Source organism: Tidjanibacter massiliensis (assembly GCF_900104605.1).
Taxonomy (GTDB): domain Bacteria; phylum Bacteroidota; class Bacteroidia; order Bacteroidales; family Rikenellaceae; genus Tidjanibacter; species Tidjanibacter inops.
Map to the genome: position 1 here is coordinate 1,071,207 of NZ_LT629960.1, position 15,666 is coordinate 1,086,872.

The 15,666-nt window shown below is 58.7% G+C and carries 11 protein-coding genes; 4 read left to right on the forward strand and 7 right to left on the reverse strand.

Translation table 11 applies throughout. From position 1 onward, the window contains the following. Positions 1–106: 106 nt before the first annotated feature. Both yidC and BQ5361_RS05660 read left to right on the forward strand, forming a co-directional pair. Positions 107–2,110, forward strand: coding sequence for a membrane protein insertase YidC (yidC, locus tag BQ5361_RS05655; RefSeq protein ID WP_071424971.1), 2,004 nt, complete (start codon positions 107–109; stop codon positions 2,108–2,110). 305 nt (positions 2,111–2,415) lie between these two features. Continuing rightward, the gene (locus BQ5361_RS05660; protein WP_052131010.1) at positions 2,416–3,417 is read left to right on the forward strand and encodes a DUF4932 domain-containing protein; all 1,002 of its coding nucleotides are present in this window, start codon (positions 2,416–2,418) and stop codon (positions 3,415–3,417) included. A 243-nt stretch (positions 3,418–3,660) separates the two neighbouring features. Here BQ5361_RS05660 and BQ5361_RS05665 read toward each other — a convergent pair whose 3' ends face one another. The 7 genes from BQ5361_RS05665 to BQ5361_RS05695 form a co-directional block, all read right to left on the reverse strand. Next, a complete protein-coding gene (locus tag BQ5361_RS05665) occupies positions 3,661–4,392 on the reverse strand; it encodes a hypothetical protein (RefSeq protein WP_143047521.1) in 732 nt (243 codons plus the stop codon). A gap of 612 nt (positions 4,393–5,004) precedes the next feature. Further along, a complete protein-coding gene (gene secA / locus BQ5361_RS05670) occupies positions 5,005–8,307 on the reverse strand; it encodes a preprotein translocase subunit SecA (protein WP_035472556.1) in 3,303 nt (1,100 codons plus the stop codon). 42 nt (positions 8,308–8,349) lie between these two features. Continuing rightward, entirely contained in the window at positions 8,350–9,648 is a 1,299-nt protein-coding gene (locus BQ5361_RS05675; protein ID WP_161940434.1) for a DUF2851 family protein, read from the reverse strand. Positions 9,649–10,251: 603 nt separating this feature from the next. After that, complete coding sequence (locus BQ5361_RS05680) at positions 10,252–10,572, reverse strand: iron-sulfur cluster assembly protein (protein WP_022064369.1); 321 nt, start codon at positions 10,570–10,572, stop codon at positions 10,252–10,254. Between the two features lie 16 nt (positions 10,573–10,588). After that, the gene (locus BQ5361_RS05685; RefSeq protein WP_022064370.1) at positions 10,589–11,017 is read right to left on the reverse strand and encodes a SufE family protein; all 429 of its coding nucleotides are present in this window, start codon (positions 11,015–11,017) and stop codon (positions 10,589–10,591) included. 11 nt (positions 11,018–11,028) lie between these two features. Then, entirely contained in the window at positions 11,029–12,666 is a 1,638-nt protein-coding gene (locus BQ5361_RS05690) for an alkaline phosphatase family protein (protein ID WP_052131012.1), read from the reverse strand. Positions 12,667–12,814: 148 nt separating this feature from the next. Beyond that, entirely contained in the window at positions 12,815–13,786 is a 972-nt protein-coding gene (locus tag BQ5361_RS05695) for a GSCFA domain-containing protein (RefSeq protein WP_035472558.1), read from the reverse strand. Between the two features lie 94 nt (positions 13,787–13,880). On the opposite strand from BQ5361_RS05695, the gene ispE reads away from it, so the two are divergent. Together ispE and BQ5361_RS05705 are read left to right on the forward strand one after the other, a co-directional pair. Further along, complete coding sequence (ispE, locus tag BQ5361_RS05700; RefSeq protein ID WP_022064373.1) at positions 13,881–14,693, forward strand: 4-(cytidine 5'-diphospho)-2-C-methyl-D-erythritol kinase; 813 nt, start codon at positions 13,881–13,883, stop codon at positions 14,691–14,693. 149 nt (positions 14,694–14,842) lie between these two features. After that, positions 14,843–15,637 (forward strand): polysaccharide biosynthesis/export family protein, encoded by a 795-nt coding sequence (locus BQ5361_RS05705; protein WP_035472560.1) that lies wholly within the window; start codon positions 14,843–14,845, stop codon positions 15,635–15,637. Positions 15,638–15,666 lie beyond the last annotated feature (29 nt).

Here is a 15,666-nt window from a genome sequence, read left to right on the forward strand (position 1 = left end):
CGGAGAACACAGGCCGTGCGCATGACCGCCAAGAGAACAAGATTCCGATAATTAACCCTGCGGACCGCAGTCCGCGCAACCGTTACTCAAACACGAAACATCAAGAATGGATAAGAAGACACTCATCGGCCTCCTGATAGTCGGCGTCATCCTGTTCGGATACGTATTCTACAACTCCAAACAAGTTGCCAAATATCAGCAGGAACAGTACAGGGCCGACTCCATAGCACGCGCCGAACACCCCGAACGATATGTGGAAGAGGTCCCGCTCAGCGATACGGGCAAAGCAGTACGCGACGAGCTGGAGGCCCGGCAGGCGGAACAGGCCCGACAGGACTCCATCGTCATCGCCAATATCGGACAGTCGCTCGTAGATGCATCCAGGGCCGAAGCCCGCACCTACACCCTCGAAAACGAGGTCATCAAGGTGTGGGTATCCTCCAAGGGAGCCACGGTCACCAACGTAGAGCTCAAGGATTACAAACGTTACGACGGGCAGCCGCTGATGATATACAAGGAGGGTACGGCGAAGTTCGACATGGAACTCTTCATCAAACGCGCCTACAACTTCGCCCAGCTCAATACGAAAGACTATGTCTTCACCGAAGCGGAGATGACCGAAACGCCCCTGCCCGAAGGAGGCTTTGCACAGAGCCTGCACCTGAAACTGCCGGTGGATGCCGAGACGGGAGCGGCCATAGAGTATGTCTATACGCTGCGGCCGGACAACTACATGGTCGATTTCGACATCAACTTCATCGGCATGCAGGAGTACACCTCCAACCTTACCTTCTTCAACTTCGACTGGGGGGCCACCACGCTCCAGAATGAAAAGGGGTACAAGAATGAGAACATGAACACTACCCTCGCCTACCGGTATCCCGGCGCGAAGAAGATAGAACAGCTCGGTGCATCCGAAGGACATCGCGGCAAGGAAATCAAGACCAAGGTCAATTGGGTGAGCTTCAAACAGCAGTTCTTCTCTTCGGTGCTCATTGCCCGGGAAGACTTTACGGCGGATGCCGTAGGTTTCGACACCAAATCGGAGGGAACGGGCGAGATCAAAGATTTCTCGGCAACCTTCTCCGTACCCTACGACCCGGCGCAGACGAGCTACCGCTTCCAATACTACTTCGGCCCCAACCAGTACACCATCATGCGGTCGTACGACATGAAGCTGGAAAAAGTCATCCCCCTGGGCGGCAGTCTCATCAGCTGGATCAACACCGGTCTGACCATCAACGTCTTCAACTGGCTCAGCAAATTTATCAGCAACTACGGCATCATCATCCTGATACTGACCGTCATCATCAAACTGATTATCCTGCCGCTGACCTACAAGTCCTATATGTCGAGCGCGAAAATGCGGGTACTCCAGCCGCAGCTCAACGAGATAAACGAACGCTATCCCAACCAGGAGGATGCGCTCAAGAAACAGCAGGCGGTCATGGAACTCTACAAGAAGTGCGGCGTGAGCCCCATGGGCGGCTGTATCCCCATGCTGATACAGATGCCTATCCTCATCGCCATGTTCCGTTTCCTGCCGGCCTCCATCGAGCTGCGCGGGCAGCACTTCCTGTGGGCCGAGGACCTCTCCTCCTATGACAGTGTCCTGCAACTGCCCTTTAAAATTCCCTTCTACGGCGACCACGTCAGCATGTTCGCCCTGCTCATGGCACTCGCCATGTTCTTCTACTCGCGCATGACCTACAAACAGACCGCATCGGCCGGGCCCCAGATGGCCGGCATGAAGTTCATGACCGTCTATCTGATGCCTATTCTGATGCTCTGCTGGTTCAACAGCTATGCCAGCGGCCTGACCTACTACTACCTGCTCTCGCAGCTCTTCACCATGTTGATAATGTATATCATCCGTTATTCGGTGAACGAGGAGAAGCTCCTGGCCAAGCTGCAGAGCAACGCCGCGAAGGCCGACCGCAGTGCCGCGACCAAAAAGAAAAGCAAATGGCAGATGCGCTATGAAGAGGCGCTCCGCCAACAGCAGCAGATGCAGCGCCAGCAGCAACAGAAAGCCTACGGCGGCAGCCAGAAGACGCATACGGCCAAGCCGCAGAGCACCAAGAACCAGCCTCCCAAAAAACGCCGTTAGCGGGAGCATGAAGCCACGAGCAAGGGCGGAACATTGTGTTCCGCCCTTGCTCGTTTTCCCTATTTCCCTCACGCCTCCTTTCCCCGACATGCGCTTTCCTCCGGCGAAAGGGCTTATGCTGCAAAAATATATCTAAAGAAATACATATCTTTGTTCATACAGGATAGGGACCATGCGTTCCGCTTCCGACAAACTCATACGAAAGATGAAGACGATGAAGACACTCCTGCTGTGGCTGTATACTGCTGACAGCCGCAACGGCACGCACCGCGGCACAATCCATCGAGCCGCGCGTAAGCGAAGAGGTGGAACTGATGTCGGCTCTCGCCCGGACGGCCGGTTACGAAGAGTATGCCATGAACCTGGGCGGAAGCTACACCGCCGATATAGACTCCTGCATGGGTCCCTGCCGCACCCATCCGGCCGTCGCCTTCATGCAGGAGATACGGCGCACGAACGGCATCTCGTACGACGCGGTCATGTCGATGGCGCTGCTGCTAAAGTACTGCGACGGCCGGTTCGTCCTGATGCCGCAACAGGAAACCATGCTCGACAAACGATGGGCGACGGTGGACAAGGAGCGTTTTCTCGCGCTGCTTTCCGATTTCCATGCCCGGAGTCGGTTCCGCGACTTCTTCGTCGCACACGAACCGCTCTATGCCGCCAGAATCGCAGCATTCCGGGAGAGCATCATGACGGGTTTCGACCAGACGTGGTATGCCGATTTTTACGGTACGGAAGCACAGGAAACCTTCACCGTCGTCATCGGTTTTTGCAACGGAGGACAGAACTACGGCATCCGACGACATCCGGAGGGAGGCCCGGAGGAGGCGGTATCCGTCATAGGGTACGTCGTGGACAGCAACGGCGTACCGCAGTACGACGGCTCCTACCTCGCCCTGCTGATACACGAATTCAACCACTCGTTCGTCAATCCGCTGCTGACGGACCATGCCGCTCTGCTGGAGCGTTCCGGGAAAATCCTGCTGGCCACTACCCGGTATGCAATGGCTGTACAGGCCTACGGCAACTGGCAGACGCTCCTCAACGAATCACTGGTACGGGCCGCCACGATATGTTACATGCAAGCACACGACTATCCTCTCCGCACCGTAAAGGCCATGCTGGTGGAAGAACTCTCCCGAAATTTCTACTGGATGCCGGAGCTGGTCGGCCTGCTGCACGAATACGAACGGGAACGCAGCGCATACCCGACCTTCGCATCTTTCTGTCCGCGTATCGCGGCCTTCTTCGACGGAGTAGCCGAAACACAAGTGAACCGTATAGAAGCTGTGCTGCAACAATGACACCCCACCAAGGCAACAGGCGATGGCGGCGTGCCGCCATCGCCTGTTGCCTTGTACTCTCCGCCCTACCCGAACCACTGGCCAGAATCTCCGCCACTCTGTGCGCTTTTCCGACCCGCTACAGCCATAGCAGCGCCTCTCGCCCAGGCACTCGGTTGAAGAGATGCAAGCACGCCATCGTCGCAGACCGTTTCTTCCGGACACTCTCCGAGGCAGTCTTTCAGCCCGATTGGCAACGGCCCCTTACTCCTCCGCGCCCAAAGCCGCACGGAGCGTCTCTGCCAGACCGGTCAGGTGGTCGTAACAGGCCATGTAGTTCTCTTTCACCAACCGATAATAATCATCGGTAGCGGTAAACCAATCGGCCGTCTGCTGAAGCTCCTGTTCGTACCGGCGCAGCCGACTCCTGCCGTATTCGGAGACATCTTCGGCCAGCATCTTCTCCAGCTCGCCGCGTAGCCGGGCTCGCTCCCGGTAGGCATCGTCCATCAAAACGACGTAATCGCCCGGCAGCGATATATAGACGCTGTCCACTATCTCATACTCCGTACCGGAGGTCTCCTCCTCCGCGAAGGGAACAAGCGTCACCACATAGGCTCCCACATCGTCGATGCTGTACGCATAACGGTAATCATCGCAGACTACGGTCACCGCATAAGCCATGAGTTCCATCACGGTATTCAGGTTCTCCTGCTCCTCTTCGGCAATCAGAAAACTCCCCGATACACGGAGACTCCCTGACGAGGCATCCTCGTCGATGGTCGCCTCCTCGAAATTATCGTATATCCACTCCTTCGTACGGGAGACCATCTCCTGACGCGTCAGTGCACTGCCTCCGGCACCGGCTATCTCTATCCGTCCCGCCTCGTCCAACGGAAACGCCGGCACAGGCAGCGTATCGTTATCGGCCCGCACCGCCGGCGGGAACAAGAGTGCGAACGCAACGACCGCAAAAAACAACAAACTCCTTCTCATATCACGACAATATATATAAGCCAACATCCGACTGCTCAACCCCGCTTCGGTCCCCGGCCGCATCGCCGCATGAACACCGAAAACGCTTTTTCCCTTTCGGAAGCGGGATGCAAGCCTACCGCCACCGTACCAAAAAGCATTCCAACCTCCTCCCTGCACCCCGTTGCGGACACATTTTCCGCCGCACGGCAGTCACCGCTTTCCGCATCGGAACGCTTTCTCCGACCTTCCCCACAATACACTCCGCATAAGCAACCGGAACAACCGGAGAAAAACCCGGCCCTGCCTCTACGCCTCCGCCACACATCCCCGCACGGACAACCGGCACCCGTCTCCGATATGCTCCCTGCATAGCTGCATAACAGCCAAACCGAACGGACTTCCTCCATTTATCCGCAACGCAAAAACCGCCTTTCGCAAAGCATAAAAGAAGGATACAGACAACCGGAAGGGAAAAACCAACCCTTTCCGACCCGCTCGCCTGCGCAGTACATTCCGCAGGCAGTCGAAATATAAAAGACTGCCGCAGGGCATCGCAGCACCCGCGGCAGTTTATCCGGTTTCGTTCGCCTGCCCTGCGGCCGGCTGGAAGCACCCCGAAATACCGGAGCATCAGGATGCTCCGTGGCAGTTCTTGTACTTCTTGCCGCTGCCGCAGGGACAGGGTTCGTTACGCCCCACCTTCTTCTCTACATGCACGGGCGAGGGAGCCCCCTTGTCGCCCTGCCCTGCCGCGGCCGCGGCCTGCATACGGGAAGCCTGCAACTTGGACATATCCACCTTGGGACGGTTCTGTTGCTGCTGCGGCCTGCTCGGCTGCCTTACGCTCTGTTCGGTCTGTTCGCGCATCGGGATATACCCTTTGTTCAGTATCGACAGTTCGTCGCGGTTGCTCTTTTCGAGCATGGCGCTGAAGAGGTTATAGGATTCGAGTTTATATATCAACAGCGGGTCTTTCTGTTCGTAGGAGGCATTTTGCACACTCTGGCGCAGGTCGTCCATCTGCCGCAGGTGGTCACGCCAGTTGTCGTCGATGGTAGTAAGCATGACGATTTTGGTGAACATCTTGTAAATCTCCGCCCCGTCGCTTTCAATCGCCTTACGCAAATTCACGGGAACGTTATAGACCAGCTTGCCGTTGGTGATGGGGATATAAATGTTCTCCACCTGGTCGCCCTGCTTCTCATACACCTGCCTGAGAACGGGCATCGCGGTAGCGGCCACAGACTGCGCCCGGCGCTCGTAGGCGTCGTTGATATCGGCCGCAATCAGTTCCACGAGCTCCTCCTTCTTGGCATTGGCGAAGGTCTGTTCGTCGAACGACGGCTGTACGGCTACCTGACGTATCAGTTCGAAACTGAAATCCTCGAAACCCGCCTCGCCGAAGTTCTCCACGAACGTTTCGGCAAAGTCGAGCACGATGTTGTTGCGGTCGATGTCTATCCGCTCGCCGGCCAGCGCGTTGCGGCGGCGGGAGTAGATTACCGTACGCTGCGAATTCATCACGTCGTCGTATTCGAGCAAACGTTTGCGGATACCGAAGTTGTTCTCCTCGACCTTCTTCTGAGCACGCTCGATAGCCTTGGTCATCATACCCGCCTGTATCTCTTCGCCGTCCTTCAGTCCCATACGGTCCATCATGGAGGCGATACGCTCCGAACCGAACAGACGCATGAGGTCATCCTCCAGCGATACGAAGAACTGCGACGAACCGGGGTCGCCCTGACGGCCCGCACGGCCGCGCAACTGACGGTCCACACGGCGCGACTCGTGACGCTCGGTACCCACGATGGCCAGACCGCCCGCCTCCTTCACTTCCGGCGTCAGCTTGATGTCCGTACCGCGGCCCGCCATGTTGGTGGCTATCGTCACCTGCCCTGCCCGACCCGCTTCGGCCACCACCTGTGCCTCCTGCTGGTGGTGCTTGGCGTTGAGTACGTTGTGTTTGATTCCGCGCAGCTTGAGCACGCGGCTCAGGAGTTCGGAGACCTCCACCGAAGTGGTACCCACGAGTACCGGCCTGCCCTCGGCCACGAGGGAGACGATTTCCTCGACCACGGCATTGTACTTCTCTCGCTTGGTCTTGTATATCTTGTCGTCCCTGTCCTCGCGGATGACCGGCCGGTTGGTCGGGATAACGACAACGTCGAGTTTGTAGATGCTCCAGAATTCGCTCGCCTCCGTTTCGGCCGTACCGGTCATGCCGGCCAGCTTGTGATACATGCGGAAGTAGTTCTGGAGGGTGATGGTCGCAAAGGTCTGCGTGGCGGCCTCCACCTTCACGCGCTCCTTGGCCTCGATGGCCTGGTGCAGCCCGTCGGAGTAGCGGCGTCCCTCCATGATACGGCCCGTCTGCTCATCCACGATTTTCACCTTATTGTCGATGACGACGTACTCCACGTCCTTCTCGAACATGCTGTACGCCTTGAGCAACTGGTTGATGGTATGCACCCGTTCGGACTTGACGGCATATTCGTTGATGAGTTCGTCCTTTTTGGCCGTCTTCTCCTCGGCGCTCAGGTCGCTCTTCTCGATTTCGGCCACGGAAGCACCTATGTCGGGCAGCACGAAGAAACCGTCCTCACCGACGTTGCGGGCGAGAAATTCGTGCCCCTTGTCGGTCAGCTCCACCGAATTGAGTTTCTCGTCGATGACGAAGAAGAGCTCGTCCGTAATCTCCGGCATGCGCCGGTTGTTGTCCTGCATGTAGGTGTTCTCCACCTTCTGCATCAGGGCCTTGTTGCCCGGCTCACTGAGGAACTTGATGAGCGGTTTGTATTTGGGCAGTCCCTTGTGGGCGCGGTAAAGCAGTACACCGCCCTCGTCGTTCTTTCCCTCGCCGATGAGCTTGCGGGCCCTGCCGAGCAGGTCGTTCACGAAGTTGCGCTGCACGTTGTAGAGCTGTTCGATGAAGCCGCGGTACTGGTCGAAAAGCTGGTCGTCCCCCTTGGGTACGGGACCCGATATGATGAGCGGGGTACGGGCGTCGTCGATGAGCACGGAGTCCACTTCGTCCACGATGGCGAAGTGATGCTTGCGCTGCACGAGGTCTTGCGGCTGAATCGCCATATTATCCCTCAGATAGTCGAAGCCGAACTCGTTGTTCGTACCGAAGGTGATATCGGCCAGGTAGGCCTTGCGCCGGGCGGCGGAGTTGGGCTGGTGGTTGTCGATGCAGTCCACCGAAAGGCCGTGGAATTCGTACATGGGCCCCATCCACTCCGAATCGCGGCGGGCGAGGTAGTCGTTCACCGTAACGACGTGTACGCCCTTGCCGGCCAGCGCGTTCAGAAATACCGGGAGTGTAGCCACGAGCGTCTTACCCTCGCCCGTCGCCATCTCGGCGATACGCCCCTTGTGAAGCACGACACCGCCGAAAAGCTGCACGTCGTAGTGTACCATGTCCCACGTCACGGTGTTGCCTCCTGCTACCCAACTGTTGGAATAGACGGCCTTGTCGCCCTCTATCGTAACGAAATCCTTCGTGGCGGCCAGGTCGCGGTCGAACTGCGTCGCGGTGACCTCTATCGTCGGGTTTTCCGCGAAACGGCGGGCGGTGGACTTCATGATGGCGAACGCCTCGGGCAGTATCTCGTCCAGCTTCTTTTCTATTTTGTCGTCGATATCCTTCGTCAGTTTGTCTATCTCGCGCGAATGGCGCTCCTTGTCCTCCAGAGAGGTTTCCGGCTGTTCGAGTATTCCCTTCAGTTCGGTTATCCGCTCCTCGTCGGGGCGTATCTCCTCTGCGATATCACGGCGCAGGGCAGCACTGCGGGCACGCAGTTCGTCGTTCGACAGGGCGTCTATCTGCGGGTAGAGCGCGAGTATCCGGTCCACATAGGGCTGTATCTCCTTGCGGTCCTTGTCGCTCTTGGTTCCGAAAAATGTCTTGATTACTTTCGATAATATGTCCATTGCTGTCTCATGTTTCCTGTTGAGCCGGTAAATATACCGATTTTATCGGAAACTGAACGCCTTGTCCCGGACTTTTATTATACTTTTCCCCACCTTGCAGTCGGTGCACCGGCCCCGGGTGCAGTATTCGTTCCTCAACTGCAGCAACGCCTGCGAATCGAGGGCGCTGCGCACCGGCACCCCCATTCCGCTCCAACTGCGCACGATGGCATTGTTCTCCGCCGGAATATCTCCCAACAGGTCGAAAGCGGCATCTTTCAGCGCTCCTTTCCCGGTAGTCTGTCCGTAAGCGAACATGACCGGCACGACGGCATTGATTGCGAGCAGGTCGGCCTTCTCCGCCCCGATGCGCCGCGGGCACCGTTCGCCCGAACCGTCGGGCACGTAATGCGTGGCCCAATAGCCCGACACCTCGGTATCGAAGAGCGCATGCACATCCTCCCGTGTCCGGCATCCCGCCACCCGGTCGAAGATGAAATCGTTGCGGGCGACGAACGAGGCGAGCTGCACGATTCTCGTGACGGGCCTGTTCTGCGCCCGGATACCCGCACGCGCCCACTCCCCGGCCCGCATGGGCACGATACCGTATTTGCGGGCGAGATAGAGGTAATGGTCATGGAGCCGGGCAATGTAATCGTCGAAATAGCACCCCTCCAACATTCCGGCCGTACCGAGCAGCAGCGCCTCCACCAGCTCGATATCGCCCCGTTCCCGCAGAACCATCTGATAGGTAGCCCGCGAGGCAAGGTCGATGTAGGATTCGCGATTGCGGTTACCGCCCATGGCCCGGAAAAGCATGGTGTACAGTGCCTGGGCCCAATCGCCGCCGCACCTCTCCAACACGTTCAGCACGTCCCGACACTTCCGGTCGAGACGCTCCACCACGAGCCTGTCCAGAAAGGAAATACGTTTGGCAGCGGGCAAATCGCCCAGCCATATCCCGCACTCATACCGACCTGCCCCGGTCCTCAGGGAAGCCACCGCATCCCGCAACCGCTGCGGAACGGATACGACCAACTGCGGAATGCGTTCACCGCCCGCATCGTACAACGGTGCTGCGGGGGCGGAAACGACATGCAGCACCGCCCACTGCAAAGCCGCCGGCAACAGACCGTTCCCGTGCTCCCGGCCCTCGACGGAATCTCCGCCGAAAAGGACATCGCCCCGGCGGCGAACACCGTTCACTTCGATATCCGCTGCACGGTAAATCCCGTACCCGGCATCCTCTTCGCCCGGCTTCACGATTCGCAGGGTGCCGCCGTCGTCCAGCACGAACGTTCCTCCGCCGGCATCCGCCATATACGGCCACGCGAGCCGCAATATATCGCCATCAGCTCCCATCGAACATAACATATACAGCCCCAAATATAACACAAATCAATGAAAAGATAGCGGTACAGCCGAACCGTTTCCGGTCTGCGGCGGCGAAACGAACGGGATATCCCGCCGCACAGGACGGAGCGCGGTACTGCCCATCCGAAAGCACAATGCACCCGATACGGGCTGCCGGGCTGCCCGGGCAGCGAAACATGCCGGCCCCCCCCGAGACCGCTATCCAAAAGATGACGACGCATGACAAAAAGACGAACGGCATCCACGACAGTATGTCATCGGCACCAACCGCCGGGGCGCGTCCGGTGGCAGGTTCATGCCCTTTATGAGGGCAAACTTCCCGGCTCGAACTTCAATCCCCTGCATCCTCCGGTTCCCGCCCGACGACAGGAGGCCGTACCGAACCGGCCGAATCAAGCGGCATGAAGCGGCCTTCCGCCGCCCTGTCATATCATCCGCCCTTATACATTCTATCCCTCTTAAACACAAGCGAACATGCACAGGGAGCGGCACTTGCCGCTCCCTGTGCATGTTCGCTATTCATGTTCGCTATTACCGGACGGAACGCATCCGGCCCCCGCGCTGTGCGGACCGGAAAAATACCCGCGACCGCTACATGAAACCGAGTTCCAGCTTGGCCTCGTCACTCATCATATCCTTGTCCCACGGCGGGTCGAAAACCAGCGCAACGTTCACACGCTCCACACCCGGTATTTTCGCTACCTGCGTCCTGACATCCTCCACGAGCATATCGGCCATGGGACAGTTGGGAGCCGTCAGCGTCATCTGTATCTCCGCCGTCCCGTCGGGCATATAGTCGATGTTGTACACGAGCCCCAGGTCATAGACATTGACCGGAATTTCCGGGTCGTATATATTCTTGAGCGTAGCGATTATGTCCTGCTCCACCCGCAATATGTCGTTCGGTTCCATCTTCTTCATCTCCCTTTCACTCCTTTCCGCCCGCCGCGAATGCCAGGGCGTAGAGCCTCATTTGCTTTATCATCGCCGCCAAGCCGTTGGCCCGCGTAGGCGACAGGTTCTCGCGCAACCCGATGCGGTCGATGAAATAGAGGTCCGTATCAAGCACCTGCTGCGGAGTGCGTCCGTTCAGCACGCGAATGAGCAGCGCAATTATCCCTTTGGTGATGATGGCATCGCTGTCGGCCGAATAGTACACCTTGCCCTCTTCGAGCCGCGCATCCACCCACACGCGCGACTGGCACCCCTCTATCAGGTGCTGTTCGTCCCGGTGGGCCGGGGCGATGGCGGGCAGTTCGTTGCCCAGCCCTATCAACACTTCGTACCGGTCGAGCCACTCGTCGAACGCCGAGAACTCCTCTATTATCTCCTCCTGTACCTTGTCCGTACCTGCCATAAGATTTCCGATTATTCCACATATTCCACAATGGGCGCTATCGCTTCGGCGGTAGCCGCCTCCGGTCTCTGTATCCCCAAAATCCGCGCCAATGTGACGGGAAGCGACGCCATGTCAACCGGCTCCTCGACAACGGCATGCGGAAGCCCGCATCCGGCCATCAGCAGCGGCACGTGTATGTCGTAGTCGTAGGCCGAACCGGCCGACGAACGTATCCCCGCCCGCTCCTCTATCCTGCCCGGCACGAGGTCTACGAGCAGGTCGCCCGAACGCTTCGGGAAATAGCCGTTCCGCAGCCGCTGCATGTATGCATCGCTGGCGGCTCCACCCCGCAAGTCGCAGGCGGGGACAACACGGGAAATGCCCCGGAACTGGAGCGCGAAATCCGCCGCGCGACGCTGTACCTCGCCGAGCGAAAGGTTGCGGTTGAAAGCTTCGCGACGGTTGATATAGAGCCGCCGGTTCGCATATCCCGCCACCCACTCCTCGCCGCCGTACTGGGCACACAGGAAGCTGTTGATGATGGTTCGGAACTGCTCCCCGTTGAAACGCTCCTGCGAAGGCGCGGCGGCATCGAAAGCCTGGCTGCTGCCGTGGTCGGAGGTCAATACGAAGAGTACCCGCTCCTGGCCGACCTGCGACACGATGAAAGATATCAGGCTGCCGACCGTCCTGTCGAGCTGATAGAACATATCTTCGGCCTCGACCGATTCGGGGCCGTAATGGGCGATGATGTCGCGCGGCGCATCGAAACAGATGTTCAGGATATCCGGAGCTTCATCCTGCCCCAGCTCCTCGCGCACGACGGCCTGCATGGCGAAATCGGCCACCAGGTCGCTCGCCAGCGGCGTGGCGAATACCGGAACGTACCGTCCTCCGCCGGCTGTGCACGGCAGACCGCCGATTGGGGCCAGTTCCCGGAAACGCGCATCCTCCGGCAGGTCGATACGACCGTACCGCCTGTTCACATAGCGTTCCGGCCCCAGATGCAGCGTCCAGAACCAGTCGGCCAGATAGCTGTTGCCCCTATACTGGTCGTTGAAACGCTCCACCCATCCGGGCAGGTAAAGCATGTAACGGCTGGAAGAAGTCCATCCCGCCGTGGCGGTATTCACCCAATAGGCCTCGGTGCCCAGCCCCGCCATGACGATAGCCGAAACGGGGTCGGCCGCAATGCTGACCACTTTGCTCGCCGGACTCTCGGCCCGCAGCCGGTCGCCCAGCGTGGGGGCAATGAGATTCACGTTGGAATAACATCCCTGCCCGTATTCGCAGTCGAAACCCGCCGCTTCGGAATCGGCGATAAGTTCCACCTCCTCGCCCGTCAGCACGTCGCACCACCGCTCGCCGACCACCCCGTGTACGGACGGATAGGTGCCGGTAGTTATCGTGGCAAGCGACGAAGCCCGGTCGGTGGGCATATAATCGTAACGGGCCGAGGTAAAGGAGACCCCGCTTTCGGCCAGACGGCGGAACCCGCCCTCGGAAAGGTTATGGCCGTAACGGGTGACGAAATCATAGGGCAGCCCCCCGACTACCATATTGACCACCAGTGCCGGCCGCTCCGGCCGCGGAGCCTGCTGTGCGGCGGCGGTCTGAAAAGCGAATACTCCCCCTACCAGCAAAGGGACCAGTCTGCATACCATCATCTCTCAACGGATAAATTTAGGACGGACAAAGATAATACAAATCGGCATATTTTTACCGTCCCTCCATGACGTCCTTCCGGAAACGGGCTCCCTGTCGCCGCAGGTCCGTCCTTGCTGCGGCGCCCCGGCAGCCCACAGCACGCCCGCCTCAGAGCCCTGCGGTAAAATAGGCGCGCTCCGCACTGAAATCCACCCCCGGAAGCGCCTCCTGAAGCTCATCCACCAGTTTCAGGGAACACTCCCTGAAGACCTCCACCGCAGCACTGCCCGCATGCAGCACCCGATGGTGCAGCGCGGCATCGAGCTTCCCCAGCCGCGGCAGCAGGGCACGCGTATCGGGGTCCATGGCGAACTCGGTGAACTTGCCCCAGATATAGTCCACCGCCTGCGCGGAGGGATGAACCATATCCTCCTCATAGAAGCGGTAATCCCGCAGGTCATCATTCATTATCTCGAAGGAGGGGAAATAATAGACGTCGCGAAACCCTTCGGCCAGCGAAGCGGCCGCCGTGCGGAGTATCGCCTTGCTGAGCGAATTGCCTTCAAGGCCATCCTTCACATGCCGCACGGGACTTACGGTCAGCAGCACCTGCTTTCCGGCCAGGGGCCCGGACAGCAGCTCGCCGTACTCCCGCACAATCTCCGCAACAGAGAGCCGTTCGCGGCGGAAACAGCCCGAAGGCTGTTTGTGGCAGTTGGCCGCTATCCGGCCGCTATCGGCCAGACGGTAGACCCACGCGGTACCGAAAGTCAGGACGACATAATCGGCAGCGGCCAATGCTCCGGCCCCGGCCGTCAGCGACGCATTCATCGCCTCCAACGCCTCCTTGGCCGACGCACGCGCAAAGGAACCGTGATGGTCGTAGCTGAACCACAATCCGCCTCCACAGGAGAGCTCCCCGACCTCGTAGGGCCTGCCTTCGGCCAGACGGCGAATCATGCCGGCGATGGAAGCCGGATTGAAGAGGATGCCGGTCGGATTGGCCGCGACGGAAAACTTCGCCGCCGCCAGCCGCCCGAAGATATGTTCCGAAAAGCACGACCCCGCAAGGAAGCCGCGGCGCCCATGGTCCACCGTAAACCCCGAACGGCACAACGCTATCTCTGTCCTGAACTTCATATCGAATTAAAAAGGTACCAACGGTCCGCAAAATTAGGAAATTTACCCCATTCATACATACCTTTGCCCAATCATAACCATCTGAACGGCACAAATGATAAGTTTTCCCCACTGCAAGATAAATCTCGGGCTGGACGTCCTGCGCAAACGTCCGGACGGCTACCACGACATAGAGACGGTCATGTTCCCCGTACGGGACTTATGCGACAGCCTGGAAATCATCGTTCCGGAGGAGGAGAAGGAAGCGACGGAACTGACCGAATCCGGTCTCCGGACCGGGTGTCCGCCGCAGGAGAATATCGTCATGAAAGCATGGCGGCTCATGCACGAAACCTACGGCATAGGCAACGTCAGGATGCACCTGCACAAAGCCGTCCCCTCCGGGGCCGGCCTCGGAGGAGGGTCGGCGGACGGAGCGGCGGCGCTGCGCATGTTAGACACCCTCTTTTCCGTCGGAGCCGGTATCCGGCGCCTCGAGGCGCTGGCCCTGAAACTCGGCAGCGACGTCCCATTTTTCCTCCACGATGCCCCGCAGTTGTGCAGCGGACGCGGCGAGGTCATGCGTCCTGCGGAAATAGACCTGAAAGGGTATTGGATGGTGCTCGTCAAGCCCGCCATCTGCATCCCGACTGCGGAAGCCTATGCGGGAATCACTCCCCGGATTCCGGAAGAACCGCTGGCGAAACGCCTCTCCCGTCCGATAGCGACATGGCGGGACAATCTTCCGAACGCTTTTGAAACATCCCTCTTCCGCAAACACCCCGAACTGTCCGCAATCAAACGGTCGCTCTACGATGCAGGAGCCCTCTACGCCTCCATGTCGGGGTCGGGTTCCGCGATATTCGGTCTGTTCGACACCCGGCCCGAATACGAGACGGGCACCGGAATATGGCACTTGCAACTCTGATGCCGACGGCCCCGAGGGAAAGCAGAACCGGACCCCAAAAATCACGCCTGTAACCCGATAAAAACCCGCCGGGGTTTGCCGGTCGGGGAAAATAACGTATATTTGTGTCCTGTTGAATGATAATTAACCACCCTGAATACGGAAACGACATGCTTAAACGACTCTTGAGCCTCTGCACGGTAGCCGCCGTCATGCTGTCCTGCGGCTCGGCGAAAAACATAGCCTATCTCCAGGATGCCGCAGCAGGCGAAATGGAAGAGCTCAATCCCTACACCAATATCATCAAGCCCGGCGACCTGCTCTCCATCATCGTGTCGTCATCGAAACCGGAACTGGCCGTTCCCTTCAACCTTTACAGCGTCAAAGCGCAGATGTCGGCGGTAACGCCGCAGGCACAGTCGCGGCAGGAGCTCGAAAGCTACACGGTGAACCCGGAAGGCAACATCGACTTCCCGACGCTCGGTACCCTCCACATAGCCGGCATGACGCGCAACGAGGTGGCCGACATGATAAAGGGAATGCTCACACAGTATATGCCCGACCCCATCGTGACCATCAACTTCCTCAACTTCAACATCACCGTGATAGGCGAAGTGGAAAAACCCGGCAACTTCCGGATTACGGGCGACAGGGTCTCCATCCTCGAAGCGCTGGGCATGGCCGGCGACATGACCGAATTCGGCGACCGGGAAAACGTCGTGGTGATAAGGGAAACGGACGGCGTACGCGAAATAGGCCGTCTCAACATCAAATCGAAAAAGATATTCGAATCGCCCTATTACTATCTGCAGCAGAACGATGTGGTCTACGTGGACCCCATCAACGCCAGGGCCCGCGAAACATCGGCTTTCCAGATGAACTTCCCGACCATCGTATCGCTCGGTTCCCTCGCAAGCTCCATCGCGATGCTCATCTTCTACATAACCAGCGTAAGCGGCAGATAACAGACCCCCAATCCTAAACCAAGGCTTTG